We start from the raw sequence: 14,647 nt of genomic DNA, 5'->3' as shown, positions 1-14,647 counted from the left end.
CATACTGGTTGGCATCGAACCAGGACCACCCAGAGAGACACCACGACATGCACGCGACATCTATCGACCGGAATGCCGGAGCGCCGCCGGCCACGCACGCGGGGCCGGAAGCGTCCGCCGCATCCATGGTCAGCCGTCGCCTGACCCAGGCCACGGCCCCCGAAGTCTGCACCCATATCTATGCGCCACGCCTGCGCGACTTCGGTCCCGGCTTTCCCTATCTCACCGAGATCAACGCCGCGCATCTGCTGATGCTGCACGGCACCGGCCTGATTCCCGCCGGCACGTCGGCCACGCTGGCGCAGGCATTGCTGCGCATGGAGGAGGAGGGCGCGGCCGCGGTGCCGCTCGACCCGCAGCGCGAGGACGCCTATTTCAACTACGAGGCACGACTGATGGACGTGGCCGGTGCCGACGCCGGCGGGCGCCTTCACGTGGCCCGCAGCCGCAACGATATTCTCGCCACGCAGGACCGGCTGCGCGCACGCGATGCGGTGCTCGCCTTGCTCGATGCGCTCGGCGAGGCGCGCGCGGTGGTGCTGCACAACGCCGCCGCGCATGTCGAGACCGTGATGCCGGGCTATACGCATCTGCAGGCCGCGCAGCCGATCACCTATGGCTACTACCTGGCCGGCGTGGCACAGGCGATGCAGCGCGATATGACGCGCCTGCGTCATGCGCTCGATACGCTCGACGCCTGTCCGCTTGGCGCCGGCGCGCTGGCCGGCACGGCCTTTCCGATCGACCGCGCGGCCACCGCGCAATGGCTGGGCTTTTCCACCCATGCGCCCAATTCGCTCGATGCGGTGGCCTCGCGCGACTTTGCCTGGGAGATCCTGGCCGCGGTGACCATCGCCACGCTCACGTGGGGACGCGTGGCGCAGGACCTGTTCGTATGGGCCACGCCGGAGTTCGGGCTGATCGACTTTCCGGACAGCGTGGCGGGCACGTCGAGCATCATGCCGCAGAAGAAGAATCCGGTCGCGCTCGAATACCTGAAAGGCAAGGGCGGCCATATGCTCGGCCTGCTGACGGCGTCGCTGGCGGCGCTCAAGGGGACCCATTTCACCCATACCGGCGACGGCAACCGCGAGACCATGCGCGGCTTCTGGGAGGCGATGGACGAGGCGCTGCGCTGCGTCGACCTGCTGCGGCTGGTGCTGGCCTATGCCACGCCGCAGCCCGCCACCATGTTGCAGCGCGCGCGTCGCGATTTCTCGTCGGCGACGGACCTGGCCGACCTGCTCGTCCGCGACGCAGGCATGTCGTTCCGCGAGGCGCATCACGTGGTGGGGGCGGTGGTGCGCGAGGCGCTCGATCGCCAGTTGCCGGCGTGCGAGATCGACAGCGCGCTGGTCGATCGCGCGGCATTGGCGCATACGGGCCGCGCGTTGCATCTCGATCCGCAGGAGGTGGCCGCCTGCCTCGACCCGGTACACGGCGTAGCCGCCCGCCTCGCGCCAGGCGGTCCCGCGCCGTCGCTGGTGCGCGCGCAGGTGGAGGCCCAACTGGCGGCCTTGGCGGAGGATCGTGCGGCAATCGCGCGCCGGCGCGATGCGGTGGCGGTGCGGCGCGCCATGCTCAAGCGCGCGGTGGCGGCACTCGCAGGCGCGTAATCAATACGCCGCGGAGGCCCGCCACGGGCCCCGCGCGCGCCTCGTCACGTCATATATCGATAGCCAATCTTCTTCGTTGGCAGCGCCCCCGCCCGCTCTTACGATAGGGCCTTGCCCTGCCGGGACTCGCCCGGCGGCGCGGGCCGTCGTCATGCACTGACCAGGCCGCGCTGCAGGGCGGTTTTGAGCATCGAGAAGACATGGCGCGCGACGGGATTGACGGCATTGGGACGGGCCCAGAGGTAGTAGGTGACATCGGGCAGCCGTGGCAGGCCGTCGTTCTCGCCCAGAATGCGCATATCGGCCGCGAGCAGGTCGATGCTGCGCGCCGTGATGCCAAGGCCGCCACGCAGGGCGGCCTTGATGCCGATCAGGCTCGGTGCCAGGTACGCGATACGCCACGGCACGCCTGCCTGCGTCAGCGAGTCGAGCGAGAGCTTGCGGAACAGGCTCGGCTCGTCGGCCAGGATCAACGGCACCGGGGTGCCGCGCTCATACACAAAATCCGCGGAGCAGACCCAGATCGTCGGCGTGGTACGCAGCACGATGCCTTCGAGCGTGTTGTCCTCGCGCGTGGAGACGGTCAGGTCGATCTCGCCACGGCGCAGAGAGTCCATCAGGAACGGACTGCGACCCACATGGATCTCCAGCCGCAGTGCCGGCGAGGACCTGGCGATATGCGACAGCAGCACCGGCAGGATCGTGTCGGCGACGTCGTGCGGCGCGCCGATGCGCAGCGACCCGGTCAGGTCGCCCTCGCGCAGCATGCGCAGCGCCTCGTCGTTGATGGTCAGCAACTGGCGCGCATACTCCAGCAGCTTCTTGCCGTGCCGCGTGAGCTGCTTGCCACGCCCCTGGCGCTCGAACAGCGTCAGGCCGAGTTGCTCCTCCAGCCGCTGCATCTGCTGGGTCACGGCCGATTGCGTGCGCTGGACGGTTTCCGCGGCGGCGCCGAAGGTGTCGTGGTCGGCAATGGCCACCAGCGTGCGGAGCAGGTCCAGATCCAGATTGCGCATTCATTAGCCCTTCTAATGAGTTTTCGTCCCGCATTAAGTAGTTTTCAGCGCAGGTGTTCAGTACAGTGAAACCTGAAACGCCGTTCTACCCCTCAAAAATAGAGATTGCAAGGATTGATCGCAACATGTCCATCGCACAACAGCGCCAGGCCGCCGTCGGAGACACCATCGAATCCATTAGGAATATCGTAGCCAAGGGTGGCGTCACGCGCGCCAGCCTGGCGGACGTGCTGGCGCGGGTGGAAGGCCTGGCCGCGCAGACCGAGCTCTGGAGCGAAACCGACTTCCCGCCGCCCGAAGCCGACGAGCGCCAGGCGCGCTACCTGATTTCCGAGGACGCGGACAAGAGCTATGCGCTCTATCTGAACGTGCTGCGCCCAGGCAAACGTATTCCGCCGCATAACCACACCACATGGGCCTGCGTGGCCGGCGTCTCGGGTGTGGAATTCAACGACGTGTATACGCGCACCGACGATGGCAGCCAGCCAGGCGTCGGCACGCTGGAGCACTCGCATACGGTGGAAGTCGGCCCCGGCAATGGCATCGCGCTGCTGCCCGACGACATTCATTCGGTGGAAATCCGCGGCGACGCGATCATCCGCCACCTGCATATGTACGGTCGCGCGCTGGAAACGCTGACCGACCGCCTGACGTTCGACCTCGAGACCGGGCGCTGCCAGATCATGACCGTGGGCGTACAGACGCGCCGCTGATGCCAGCCTGACCGGAGCGCCTGGGCCTGTCAGGGCCATCGCCACGCCACCCCGGCGCGTCCGACTCCCGATATACCGCACGCCGCAATTTCCCCTGCTCGCAGGGGGCGGCCCCCTTTTGCCCGAATTTTCATGAGCCACCCCGCTTATACCGCCGTCGACGCCGTGACCCTGAAAGGTTGGCTGCATGATGCCGACGAAATCGCCTTGTTCGACGTGCGCGAACATGGCCAGTACGGCGAAGGCCATCCGTTCTACGCCGTGCCGCTGCCCTATAGCCGGCTCGAACTCGATATCGGGCGCCTGGCGCCGCGTCATGACGTCCGCATCGTGCTGGCCGACGACGGCGACGGCGTGGCGCAGGCCGCCGCGACGGCGTTGGCCCGGCTTGGCTATACGCGGCTCTTCGTGCTCGACGGCGGCATGCCCGCATGGCGTGCCGCCGGCTATACGCTGTTTGCCGGCGTCAACGTGCCGTCGAAGACGTTTGGCGAACTGGCCGAGCACCACTACAACACGCCGCGCATCTCCGCGCAGGAACTTGCCGCGATGCAGGCTGGCCCCAATGCCCCCGTGGTGCTCGATGGCCGTCCGCCCAGCGAATTCCGCAAGATGAACATCCCGGGCGCGGTGTGCTGCCCCAATGGCGAACTGGCCTATCGCATCCGCGACCTGGTGCCCGATGCTTCCACACCCGTCGTGATCAACTGCGCCGGCCGCACGCGCAGCATCATCGGCGCGCAATCGCTGATCAATTTCGGCATCGCCAATCCGGTCTATGCGCTGGAGAACGGTACGCAGGGCTGGTACCTCAACGACTTCAAGCTGGAGCACGGCGGCACCGCACGCTATCCGGACAACCCGTCGCCGCGCGACCTCGACGCCGCGCGCGAGGCTGCCAACGCGCTGGCGGCGCGCTTCGAGGTGCCGCATATCGATGCGGCCACCGCGCTTGCCTGGCTCGCCGAAACCACGCGCACCACGTTCCTGTGCGACGTACGGACGGCCGAGGAATACGCCGCGCAATCCCTGCCCGGTGCGCAACACACGCCGGGCGGCCAGTTGATGCAGGCCACCGACCAGTACGTGGGCGTGCGGCGCGCGCGGCTGGTGCTGTTCGACGCGGACGGCGTGCGCGCGACCGTGGTGGCGAGCTGGCTGCGGCAGATGGGCCACGACGCGGTGGTGCTGGCGGGCGGCCTGCAGGCCGGCAGCGCGGCCGGTGTGGCCGCCAGGCCTGCCGCGGCGCACGGCGCGCTCGCGGTGCCCATGGTGGATGCCGCACAACTGGCCGCGGGCCTGGCCGACAGGTCGATGCTCGCGCTCGACCTGCGCGGCAGCATGGCCTACCGCGCCGGCCATATTGTCGGCCCGATTGCCGGCGTTCGTGCCCGCAGCCTGTGGAGCACGCGGGCACGGCTGGCGCAAGACCTGCATGGCGTGCCGCATGACACCACGCTGGTGCTGGTGGGGGACGCCGACCGCGACGATCCGGCCGACCTCGCCATCGCCGACCTGCAGGCGCTCGGCTATCGCGACGTGCGACGCCTGCGCGGAGGCGTTGCCGCATGGCGCGAGGCGGGAGGTCCGGTGGGTGAGGGCGCCGACACGCTGCCCGATGCGCGCTGCATCGATTTCCTGTTCTTCGTCCATGACCGCCACGACGGCAACAAGGCCGCCGCGCGCCAGTATCTGGCGTGGGAAACGGGCCTGATCGCGCAACTCGACGCGCAGGAGCTCGCCACGTTCCGCTTTCCGTCGCATTCCTGATTTCGCTGTCCGTATCACCCACAAAAACACCTGCCCCGATGTTTTTTACGCCCATACCACGAGGTCGCCCCATGACACGTCCGCTATCTTCCCGGCTCAGGCATTACCTGGTCGCCGCCGTTGCCACCGTTGCCACCGTTGCCACCGTTGCCCTGACAAATGGTGCGTCGGCGCAGCCGCTGACACCCGTCAACGGCTTTCCGGCGCAACCGCTGCGCATCGTCTCGCCATTTCCCGCCGGCGGCGGCAACGATGCCGTGACGCGCGTGGTGGCCACGCGGCTGTCGCAGGTACTTGGCCAGAGCGCGGTCACCGACAACCGGGGCGGCGCGGGCGGCAATATCGGCACGCGCTACGTGGCGGAGTCCAAGGCGGACGGCTACACGTTGCTGACGTCGCAGGTCTCGATCATGGCGGTGAACCCTACGCTCTACCGCGCGCCGGGCTTCGATCCGGTGCGGCAGTTCATTCCGGTCACGCAGATCAATGCGGCGCCGCTGGCCATCGTGGTTGCCGCCAATGCCCCGTGGAAAACCTTCGAGGAGCTGGCCACGCAGGCCAAGGCGCAGCCGCAGAAGCTCACGTTTGCCACGCCCGGCAACGGCACGCTGTCGCACCTGGTCGGCGTGGTGCTCGACAAGGACAGTCATATCTCGCTGCAGCACGTGCCGTACAAGGGTGCGGGTCCCGCCATCAACGACCTGCTCGGCGGGCAGGTCGATGTGCTGATCACCTCGACGTCGTCGGTGGCCGGCTTTATCCAGACCGGCCGCATGCGCGCCCTGGCCGTGACCAGCCCGCGTCGTCTCGGGGTCTTCGCCAAGGTGCCGACGCTCGAGGAACTCGGCTATCGCAATGCGCGCTTCGAGGACTGGTACGGCGTGTTCGTGCCGGCTGGCACCCCGCCCGAACGCGTGGCGCTGCTCAATCGCGCCATCGTGCAGGTGCTGCAGATGCCCGAAGTGGTGAAGACCATCAACGACGGCGGCAGCGATGTGGTGGCGAACTCGTCGGAGGCGTTTGCCACGCAGCTCAGGCAGGACATCTCGCGCTGGTCGCAGATCGTCAAGCTGTCCGGCGCGCACCTCGACTGAAGCTGACGGGTCAATGCGGATGCCGGCGCGACGATCACAAGGCACGGTCCTTGCGCCGCCACTCCCCACGACAAGCCAACCCCACAGGTCAACCATGACGCCATCGCTCTCTACCCGCCTTGCGCATGCCGGACGCACAGCCGACGTGCAGGGTGGCCAGCCCGTGAACCCACCCGTGGTGCGCGCCAGCACCGTGCTGTTCGACTCCGTGGCACAGCAGCGCGAGATGCGCACGCGCCGCGACAGCGAGCGACTGTTTACCTACGGCGCACGCGGCAATCCCACCAACTTCGCGCTCGAAGACATGGTCACGGCGCTCGAAGGCGGCTACCGCACGCGCCTGTTTCCGTCGGGACTGGCCGCTGCTGCCATGACGATCCTGGCCTATGTCCGACCGGGACAGCATGTGCTGCTGCCCGATTGCGTGTACGAGCCGGTGCGCAACCTCGCCAACGGCTTCCTGCGCCAGCACGGCATTGCCACCGATTTCTACGCGGCCGACGGCGCCGATCTGCAGGCGAGGCTGCGCGCCGACACGCGCCTCGTATATGTGGAAGCGCCCGGCTCGCTCGCGTACGAGATCTGCGACCTGCCCGCGGTGGCCGCCATGGCGCACGCGCATGGAGCGCTGGTCGCGGCCGACAACACCTGGGGCTCCGGCGTGCTGTATCGCCCGCTCGAACTCGGCGCCGATATTTCACTGATGGCCGCCACCAAGTATCTCGGTGGCCATTCCGACGTGATGATGGGCACGGTCTGCACCACCGAGGCCGCATGGCCGGAACTGGCGGCGATGACCGACGCCTTCGGCATGACGGTGAGCCCCGACGACGCCTACCTGGTGCAGCGTGGCATCCGCTCGCTTGGCGCGCGGCTGGCCCAGCATCAACAGAGCGCGCTGACCGTGGCGCGCTGGCTGCGCGATCGTCCGGAGGTGGCCGACGTACTGTGTCCCGCGCTGCCCGGTGACCCCAATCACGCGCTCTGGCAACGCGACTGCCATGGCACCAATGGCCTGCTGTCGTTCACGTTGCGCACGCGCGCGCCGGTAGCCCCTGAGCGTTTTGTCGACAGCCTCGGGCTGTTCGGTATCGGCGCATCGTGGGGCGGCTTCGAAAGCCTGGCCGTGCTGGCCGACATGCGCCGCGCGCGCAGCGTCACCGACTGGTCGGGCCACGGCGTCGTGATTCGCCTGCATATCGGGCTCGAAGCCGTGGACGACCTGTTGGCCGACCTGGCCCAGGCGTTCGATGCCATTGCCGATCTCGCTTCCACTGAACAGGAGTCTTCCCATGTCGATCATCGGTGACTGGCTGCGCCAATCGTCCGCCCCGGCCCGCACCAGCGGGCACCTCCCCGTCGGCTCGATGGCCTCGGGCATGGCCGTCACGCTGCCTTACGTCGCGGTGCGGGGCGCCCGTCCCGGCCGCACGCTATGGTTGCATGGCCAGGTGCATGGCGACGAAATCAACGGCATGGTGGCGGCGCTGCGCTTTGCGCGCAGTCTCGATCCGGCCACCATGCGCGGCAACGTGGTGGTCACGCCGACCGGCAATCCGCACGCGCTGGACGCACGCCGCAAGCGTAATCCGTACGACGAGCTCGACCTCGACCAGACCTATCCGGGCCATGCCGGCGGGCTGATTTCGGAGCGGCTGGCGCACGCGCTGATCAGTGAAGTGCGCGGCGTGGCCGATGTCCTGATCAACCTGCATACGATGAACCCGCTGTTCGATGCACGCCCGTACACGGTCTACAAGGTGCATCCGCAAAGCGGCGTGACCGAGGCCGAGGTGCTGGCCGCGATGGCGCCGTTCCATCCGCATGTGGCCTGCCAGCAGGATGTGGGCGGGAAGGGCGAGCTGCCCGGCAATATCGCGGGCGCACTCGACTACCAGTGCCTGGCCGCCGGCATTTGCGCGTTCATGCTGGAACTCGGGAGCGGCAGCCGCTTCGAGCCCGACAATATCGCCGTGGCCGAGACCGGCTTCCAGGGGCTGGCCGTGCAGATGGGCATCCTCGCAGCGCCCGCGGCCAGACCCGCCGCCACGCAACTGCGTCGCGTCACGCGGCGCGGCTGGATCACGGCCGACGAAGGCGGGCTGTTTATTCCCGCGGCGCGCGCCGGCGACCTCGTGCCGGAAGGCGCCTCCATCGGCGACACGCTCAGGCTGGACGCTTCGCTCACGGCGGTCAGGCCGCTGTCGCGCGACGGCGTCCTGATCGGCCTGCGCAGCGATCCTGTGGTCCACACCGGCGAACGCCTGGCGTTCGTGGCGTGGGAATGGGACACGGTGGCTGTCGCCTGAGCGTCGACCGAAGGTCACGCGCGCAAGTACGCCGCATGCACGACGTACACCGCCAATACAACAACACCAACGCTCGGCCAGCACGACAACGTTCCCCCAACTTCCCAGTTGCCACGAAGTCCAGATTGATTCGCCGGAGTCTTACCATGCTTACCCGTAGCGCCCTGCGCCAGATGATTCCCTGCCTCGCCATGATCGGCACGCTTGCCGCGCCCGCCGCCCATGCCGCCTGGCCCGATCCGAACAAGCCGATCCGTGTGGTGGTCGGCTTTCCACCCGGTGGCGGCGCCGATGCGCTGGCGCGCGCCGTGGCTCCGGCCCTGGCCACGCAACTGAAGGCCAACGTCATCATCGACAATCGCCCCGGTGCGGGCGGGCTGATCGCCACCGACATGGTGGCGAAAGCCGCGCCGGACGGCTATACGCTCTACGTGGCCACGCCCGGTTCGTTCACCATCTGGCCGAACCTGCGCAAGCTGCCGTACGACCCGCAGAAGGACTTTGCGCCGATCAGCGTGCTGGTGACCATGCCCAACGTACTGGTCACGGGTGCCGACTCGCCTTACAAGGACGTCCACGCGTTGCTCGCCGCCGTGCGCAGCGCCAATGGCAAATTCTCGTATGCGTCCGGCGGCAACGGCACGATCGGCCAGATCGCGGCGGAGCAGCTCAAGATGCTGACGGGCCTGCAGATGCAGCACGTGCCGTACAAGGGCACCACGCCGGCGCTGACCGACGTGATGGGCGGCATCGTGCCGATCACGTTCTCCGACCCGTCGGCCAAGCCGCTGATCGCGTCGGGCAAGCTGCGTGTGCTCGCCGTGACGACCGCGCAGCGTTCGGCGCAGTTTCCGGGCGTGCCGACGGTGGCCGAATCCGGTGTGCCCGGCTACGACGTCACCAACTGGTACGGCCTGGTAGCACCGGCCGGCACGCCCGCCGATGTGATCGCGCAACTGAACCGGGCACTGGTCAAGGTCATGGCCGATCCCGATATCCGGCAGCGCCTGGCCGTATCGGGCATGGACGCCACCGCCGACACGCCGCAGCAGTTTGCCAGGCTGCTGGCGTCCGAACGCGCCAAATGGGGCGACCTGATCCGCAAGGCCGGCATCCAGGGCGATTGAGATTGCTATCGTGACCGTTCGCCGCTACCCGCAACTGGCGCACTGGGGCGCCTTTACCGCCGTGGTCGACGATGGCCGGCTGATTCGCTGCGAGCCCTTCGCGGCGGACCCAAATCCATCGCCGTTGCTCGACGCCATCGTGCCCATGGTGTATTCCCCCACGCGCATCCGCACGCCGATGGTGCGGCGCGGGTGGCTGGAGCGGCGCGAGGCGTCGGACGGCGCCGCGCGCGGCCGCGATACGTTTGTCGAAGTGTCGTGGGAGGCGGCGCTCGACCTGGTCGCCGGCGAGATCGCGCGCGTGCGTGCCAGGCACGGACCGTCGGGCGTGTTCGGCGGTTCATACGGCTGGTCGTCGGCGGGGCGCCTCCATCATGCGCGTTCGCTGATCCGGCGCTTCCACTTTGCCGGCGGCGGTTGCGTGGATCAGGTTGGCAACTACAGCTGGGGGACCGCCCAGTTCCTGTTGCCACATGTGATCGGCACGGACCGGCCGCTGACCGGGCGCGTGACCGCGTGGCCCAGCCTGCTCGCGCATACCGAGGTCTTTCTCGCCTTTGGCGGACTCGCGCTCAAGAACGGTCAGGTCTCGTCCGGCGGTGCGGCCGAACATACGCAGGAAGGCTGGCTGCGCAAGCTGGCGGCTAGCGGCGCCACGGTCATCAACGTGAGTCCCACGCGCGACGATTGTCCCGATTTTCTCGGCGCCGAGTGGATTCCGATCCGACCGAACACCGATGTGGCGCTGATGCTCGCGCTGGCGTACGAGGTCCGGCGCCTGGAGGCGCACGATGCGGCGTTCCTGCGGTCGCACTGCAGCGGCTGGGACCAGCTCGAGGCCTACCTGCTTGGCCATGGCGACGGCATCGCCAAGACGCCGGCCTGGGCTTCGGCCATCACAGGCATTCCCGCCGACCGCATCGCGCAACTAGCTGTCCAGCTCGCGCGCCAGCGCAGCTACATCACGTGCAGCTTTGCCGTGCAACGTCAGCATCGCGGGGAGCAACCGTACTGGATGGCCATCGCGCTGGCCGCCATGCTGGGCCACATCGGCCTGCCGGGCGGTGGCTTTGGCTTCGGTCACGGCTCGATGAACGGCGTGGGCAATCCGCGCGTGGCAACGCCCGGCCCCGAGATGCCCGTGGGCCGCAATCCGGCCAACCTCGATATTCCGTGCGCCCGGCTGTCGGACATGCTGCTGCATCCGGGCAGCGCATATCGTTTTCGCGGTGAGACGCGCCACTATCCCGACGTCAGGCTGGTCCACTGGGCCGGCGGCAATCCGTTCCATCATCACCAGCAACTGTCGCGCCTGCGCGAGGCCTGGGCCCGGCCGCAGACGGTGATCGTGCAGGACATCTGCTGGACCGCCACGGCACGCCACGCCGATATCGTGCTGCCGGTCACCACCGCGCTGGAACGCAACGACATCGGCGGATCGTCGCGCGACCGCTACGTACTGGCGATGCACCAGGCTATCGCGCCGCTGCATCAGGCGCGCAGCGACTTCGATATCTTTTCCGAACTGTCGGAGCGGCTCGGTTATCGCGACACATTCACCGAACAGCGCGACGAACGCAGCTGGATTCGTACGATCTACGCGCGTTGCCGCGATGCCCAGGCGCGTGCCGGCATCGAGCTGCCCGAGTTCGACGCCTTCTGGCGGACCGGGTATGCGGCGCTGCCGGCGCCCGCTCAGGACTTCGTGCTGTTCGACGATTTCCGCCGCGATCCGCACGCGCATCCACTACGCACGCCGAGCGGCCGGATCGAACTGGCGAGTGCCGCGCTGGGCGAGCTGTCCGCCGATTGCGGCACGCATCCCCATTGGCAGCCGCCGATCGAATGGCTCGGCGCACCGGAAGCGCGCCAGCATCCGCTACATCTGGTGTCGGTCCAACCCGCCGACCGGCTGCACAGCCAGCTCGATCCCGCACCGCTCGCACAAGCCGGCAAGATTGCCGGCGCGGAACGCATCACGCTGCATCCCGCCGATGCCGCCGCCCGCGGCTTGCAGCCCGGCATGCGCGTGCGCGTGTACAACGCCCGCGGCACCATCGCCGCAGGACTGGCCGTCAGCGACGGCGTTGCCCCCGGCGTCGCCGTGATGGCCACCGGCGCCTGGTACGACCCCGACGCCGACGGCATGGACCGCGCGGGTGCCGCCAACACCCTGACACTCGATATCGGCACCTCGGACCTGACGCAGGGACCGAATGCGATGAGCTGTCTGGTGCAGGTATCGCGCTTCATGGCGGATATGCCCACGCAGGATATGCCTCATGGATAAGGGCTCTGGTACGACTGGCAGAGCGACCCGTTCGGCCCGGGTCGCCTCCGTCGGCCGCGCGAAAGATTACTCGGCCTGGATCCCCGCCTCCTTGATGACCTTGCCCCATTTGACCAGGTCCGACTGGATCACCGCGGCGTAGTCCTGCGGCGTACCGCCCTGCACGTCGATGCCGGCGGCTTCCAGCTTGGCGCGCACCTCCGGCAGTTTCAGGATGGCGTTGATCTCGACGTTGAGCTTGTTGACGATGTCCTTGGGCGTGCCCGCGGGCGCGAGGAAGCCGCCATTGGTGTTGGCATCGTAGCCCTTGAGTCCTTGCTCTTCGGCGGTGGGCACATTGGGCAGCGCCTTCGAACGCTTGCGCGTGGATACGGCGAGGGCATGCAGATTGCCGGACTTTACCTGCTCCTGAACCGCGCTGATGGTGTCGATGAACAGTACGGTACGACCCGCGATCAGATCGGGATGCGCGGCCGACGAGCCCTTGTAAGGCACCAGCAGGATTGGCGCGCCGGTCACCATGCGGAACATTTCGGCGGCCATTTCCTGGGCACTGCCGCGCCCGGAGGTGGCGACCTTGGCCTCGGCCGGATTGGCCTTCATCCAGCTCACCAGTTCCGGCACGGTCTTGGCCGGCAGCTTGGGATAGACGGCAAACACGAGCGGAATCTCGTGCGTATAGACGATCGGCTCGAAGCTCTTCTGCGGATCCCAGCCCAGATTCTTGAACAGGAACTTGTTGATATTGTGGCTGCCGCCCACGATGCCGATGGTGTAGCCGTCCGGCCGCGCGTTGGCCAGGACCGCGGTGCCCAGGTTGTTCGACGCGCCTGGCCTGTTCTCGACGATAAACGGCTGGCCGAGCTTGACCGACAGCTTCTCGCCGACCACGCGGGCGATCAGGTCGATGCCGCCGCCGGCGGGCGCCGGCACGATGATGGTGACCGGACGGGTGGGATAGGTGCCCTGGGCGGATGCCATGCCGGGCGCCATCATCATGGCGGCACAGCCGGTCATCGCGCCGAGGAAGGTCCTGAGCGTTTGTGCAGAGGTTCGCATGGGTGGTCTCCTGTTGTCGAATGCTGGTTAACTTGTGTCAACTCTGTGGCGCGCTGCCACGGATGCGAAGCCGTGCCAGCGCGGGAAACTGGTCGCGGTGTCAGCCGCGGCCGACAAACGGCATGGCGCTCGCCATGACGGTCATGTTCAGGACGTTGGCGTCGAGCGGCAGCGATGCCATATGGCGCACCGCATCGGCTACGTGGCGCGCGTCCATCATCGGCTCCGGCGCCGTGGTGCCGTTGGCCTGCAGCACGCCGCGCGTCATGCGTTCGGACAGTTCGGTCAGCGCATTGCCGATATCGACCTGGCCCGCCGCGATATGGAAGGCCCGGCCGTCGAGCGCCAGCGCCTTGGTCAGGCCCGTGACGGCGTGCTTGCTGGCGGTGTACGGTGCCGTGAACGGACGTGGCGTATGGGCCGAGATCGAGCCATTGTTGATGATGCGGCCGCCTTGCGGCGACTGGCGTCGCATCAGGCCGAACGCGGCTCGCGCGCACAGGAAGACGCCGGTGATATTGGTGTCGATGACGCTGAACCACTTGTCCAGCGGCAATTCGTCCATCGGCACGGCCGGCGCATTCACGCCCGCGTTGTTGAACAGCAGGTCGAGTCTGCCGAATTCCTGCTCGATGGTGTCGAACAGGGCCTGCACGCTGGCCGGATTGGTCACGTCGGTCGGCACGGCCAGCGCGGTCTGCCCACGTGCGCCGGCTTCCGCCACCAGCGTCTGCAAGGGATCGGCACGGCGGCCGGCCAGCACGACCGTCCAGCCGTCGTCGAGCAGGGCCAGGGCGGTAACACGGCCGACGCCGCTGCCGGCACCGGTCACCAGGGCGATCTTTGGGGAAGCGTTCAAGGGGTCTCCAGACAGGTTGTGGTCGTTGTAAGCCAGGGCGGCGCGGCGACGGCGGTCATCCGCCGACGGTCAGGGTGAGCTCGCCCACGCCCGCTACCCCGGCGTGGATCACGTCGCCGCGCTGCACGGGTGCGACCCCTGCCGGGGTGCCGGTAAAAATGAGATCGCCTGGCTGCAAGGCAACCGAGCGGGACAGCATGGCGACGAGGTCGGGCACCGGCCACAGCAGCCCGGCCAGGTCGGCACGCTGACGCTCGACGCCGTTGACGGACAGGTGGATCGCGCCTTCGCGCGGGTGTCCGCAGCGCGATACCGGCATGATCGGTGTGACCGGTGCCGAATGATCGAACGCCTTTGACGGCTCCCATGGCGCGCCAGTGCGCCTGGCATGCTGTTGCAGATCGCGGCGCGTCATGTCGAGACCCGCCGCATAGCCCCACACATGATCGAACGCGGCATGCGTGGCGATGTCGCGTCCGCCATGGCCGATGGCCACCACGAGTTCCACCTCCGGACAGAATGCCGCGGTGCCGGGCGGGTAGGGCAGGGGTTCACCGGCCAGCTCGACGGCGCTGGCTGGCTTCATGAACCAGCCGGGCATATCGCGCGGTGCCGCTTCGTCCGGCGTCCAGCGGTAGTTGCGGCCGATGCAGAAGACGCGCGCAATCGCAAAGTACGCGGTGCTATCGGCGACGGGAACGGCGCGCGGCAATGGCGGCGACAGAACGAAGTCCATGATGGCGTGGCTTTCCGGCAGGGCTGGCTCAGGTGGTCGGGCTCGGGCGTCAGGCTCA

General features: G+C 67.9%; 12 protein-coding genes. 8 read left to right on the top strand and 4 right to left on the bottom strand.

What is annotated here, in order from left to right:
- The first annotated feature begins 125 nt into the window (after nt 1-125).
- Nucleotides 126-1,616 carry an argininosuccinate lyase gene (gene argH / locus DFLDMN_RS24870; RefSeq protein ID WP_423200560.1) on the top strand — a complete coding sequence of 497 codons (1,491 nt, stop codon included), beginning with the start codon at nt 126-128 and terminating at the stop codon, nt 1,614-1,616.
- Between the two features lie 149 nt (nt 1,617-1,765).
- Here argH and DFLDMN_RS24865 read toward each other — a convergent pair whose 3' ends face one another.
- On the bottom strand, nt 1,766-2,632 hold the full coding sequence (locus DFLDMN_RS24865; RefSeq protein WP_423200433.1) for a LysR substrate-binding domain-containing protein: 867 nt from the start codon (nt 2,630-2,632) through the stop codon (nt 1,766-1,768).
- Between the two features lie 125 nt (nt 2,633-2,757).
- Here DFLDMN_RS24865 and DFLDMN_RS24860 point away from each other — a divergent pair, with 125 nt between their 5' ends.
- The 7 genes from DFLDMN_RS24860 (at nt 2,758) to DFLDMN_RS24830 (ending at nt 11,935) form a co-directional block, all read left to right on the top strand.
- Complete coding sequence (locus tag DFLDMN_RS24860) at nt 2,758-3,345, top strand: hypothetical protein (protein WP_423200432.1); 588 nt, start codon at nt 2,758-2,760, stop codon at nt 3,343-3,345.
- A gap of 132 nt (nt 3,346-3,477) precedes the next feature.
- The gene (locus tag DFLDMN_RS24855; protein WP_423200431.1) at nt 3,478-5,115 is read left to right on the top strand and encodes a rhodanese-like domain-containing protein; all 1,638 of its coding nucleotides are present in this window, start codon (nt 3,478-3,480) and stop codon (nt 5,113-5,115) included.
- Between the two features lie 71 nt (nt 5,116-5,186).
- Nucleotides 5,187-6,209: a Bug family tripartite tricarboxylate transporter substrate binding protein gene (locus DFLDMN_RS24850; protein WP_423200430.1), complete on the top strand. Its 1,023-nt coding sequence runs from the start codon at nt 5,187-5,189 to the stop codon at nt 6,207-6,209.
- 94 nt (nt 6,210-6,303) lie between these two features.
- A complete protein-coding gene (gene metC / locus DFLDMN_RS24845) occupies nt 6,304-7,518 on the top strand; it encodes a trans-sulfuration enzyme family protein (RefSeq protein WP_423200429.1) in 1,215 nt (404 codons plus the stop codon).
- Nucleotides 7,502-8,518 (top strand): M14 family metallopeptidase, encoded by a 1,017-nt coding sequence (locus DFLDMN_RS24840; protein ID WP_423200428.1) that lies wholly within the window; start codon nt 7,502-7,504, stop codon nt 8,516-8,518. Before metC ends, DFLDMN_RS24840 begins: the two co-directional genes overlap by 17 nt.
- A 146-nt stretch (nt 8,519-8,664) precedes the next feature.
- Nucleotides 8,665-9,645, top strand: a complete 981-nt coding sequence (locus DFLDMN_RS24835) for a Bug family tripartite tricarboxylate transporter substrate binding protein (protein ID WP_423200427.1) — start codon at nt 8,665-8,667, stop codon at nt 9,643-9,645.
- Between the two features lie 10 nt (nt 9,646-9,655).
- Entirely contained in the window at nt 9,656-11,935 is a 2,280-nt protein-coding gene (locus DFLDMN_RS24830) for a molybdopterin-dependent oxidoreductase (RefSeq protein ID WP_423200426.1), read from the top strand.
- A gap of 66 nt (nt 11,936-12,001) precedes the next feature.
- Here the strand turns inward: DFLDMN_RS24830 and DFLDMN_RS24825 are convergent, their stop codons facing one another.
- The 3 genes from DFLDMN_RS24825 to DFLDMN_RS24815 form a co-directional block, all read right to left on the bottom strand.
- A complete protein-coding gene (locus DFLDMN_RS24825) occupies nt 12,002-12,952 on the bottom strand; it encodes a Bug family tripartite tricarboxylate transporter substrate binding protein (RefSeq protein ID WP_423200559.1) in 951 nt (316 codons plus the stop codon).
- A gap of 142 nt (nt 12,953-13,094) precedes the next feature.
- On the bottom strand, nt 13,095-13,853 hold the full coding sequence (locus DFLDMN_RS24820; RefSeq protein ID WP_423200425.1) for an SDR family oxidoreductase: 759 nt from the start codon (nt 13,851-13,853) through the stop codon (nt 13,095-13,097).
- A 55-nt stretch (nt 13,854-13,908) separates the two neighbouring features.
- A complete protein-coding gene (locus DFLDMN_RS24815; RefSeq protein ID WP_423200558.1) occupies nt 13,909-14,592 on the bottom strand; it encodes a fumarylacetoacetate hydrolase family protein in 684 nt (227 codons plus the stop codon).
- Nucleotides 14,593-14,647: the final 55 nt, after the last annotated feature.

Origin of the sequence: Cupriavidus sp. H19C3 (assembly GCF_049393815.1) — a bacterium.
In the GTDB taxonomy this organism is placed as follows: domain Bacteria; phylum Pseudomonadota; class Gammaproteobacteria; order Burkholderiales; family Burkholderiaceae; genus Cupriavidus.
The sequence above is the reverse complement of the archived record's forward strand: the minus strand, read 5'-3'. Positions and strand labels throughout refer to the sequence as shown.